Source organism: Pseudomonas edaphica, assembly GCF_005863185.1.
GTDB classification, from domain to species: Bacteria; Pseudomonadota; Gammaproteobacteria; order Pseudomonadales; family Pseudomonadaceae; genus Aquipseudomonas; species Aquipseudomonas edaphica.
The window spans coordinates 1-968 of sequence record NZ_VBVZ01001046.1; the positions used below are offsets into that span (position 1 = coordinate 1).

Sequence of the window (968 nt, forward strand, 5' to 3'; positions counted from 1 at the left end):
GGAAAAATCCTGGCAGATACGCCATGACTTCAACTTCGTGGTGCTCGGCATTCCGGGGCTGACCATGATGAACCGGTATATCAGCGGCAATAACGTACACACTGGCGCCATCACCGACGGCAAGGAATGGGGCCGCGAGTCGGAGCTGGCCTACACGGTGCAGAGCGGCACACTCAAGGATCTGAATGTGCGCTGGCGCAACTCGACCATGCGTCGGGATTTCAGCAACAACGAGTTTGATGAGAATCGGATCTTTGTCAGCTACCCGATCTCGTTGCTGTAACGCGCTCCCTGCAGGCACTGACATTTGTAGCAGCCCGCTTGTGTGGGAGCTGGCTTGCCTGCGATAGCGCAGGATCAGCAAAAGAAATGTCAGTTAGCCGACCGCAATCGCAGGCAAGCCAGCTCCCACCTTTTGAGCATCACTTGCCTGCAAGGGCGTTGACAACCCAGGGAGTCCAAAACGATACTTCCACCAAGTCATACGACAACCTACAACAACAATGGAATTCCCATGACCACCACCACGCCTGTCCCCTTCAACCGCCTGCTGCTCACCGGCGCCGCCGGCGGCCTGGGCAAAGTCTTGCGCGAACGCATGCGCCCTTATGCCCAGGTATTGCGCCTGTCGGACATCGCCAACATGGCCCCGGCGGCCGGTGAGTTCGAAGAAGTGCAACCCTGTGACCTGGCCGACAAACAGGCTGTGCACCAACTGGTGGAAGGCGTCGATGCCATCCTGCACTTCGGCGGTGTGTCGGTGGAGCGCTCTTTCGAAGAAGTGCTGGGCGCAAACATCAGCGGTGTTTTCCATATCTACGAAGCCGCCCGCCGCCATGGCGTGAAACGCGTGATCTTCGCCAGCTCCAACCATGTGATCGGCTTTTACAAGCAAGACGAAAGCATCGACGCCCACTCCCCACGTCGCCCGGACAGCTACTACGGCCTGTCCAAATCCTATGGCGAAG

General features: G+C 58.2%; 2 protein-coding genes. Both read left to right on the plus strand.

What is annotated here, in order from left to right; genetic code table 11:
- On the plus strand, positions 1-283 hold a 283-nt coding region (locus FEM54_RS33150; protein WP_138454348.1), incomplete at its 5' end, for an OprD family outer membrane porin.
- Between the two features lie 231 nt (positions 284-514).
- On the plus strand, positions 515-968 hold a 454-nt coding region (locus FEM54_RS33155), incomplete at its 3' end, for an NAD-dependent epimerase/dehydratase family protein (RefSeq protein ID WP_138454349.1).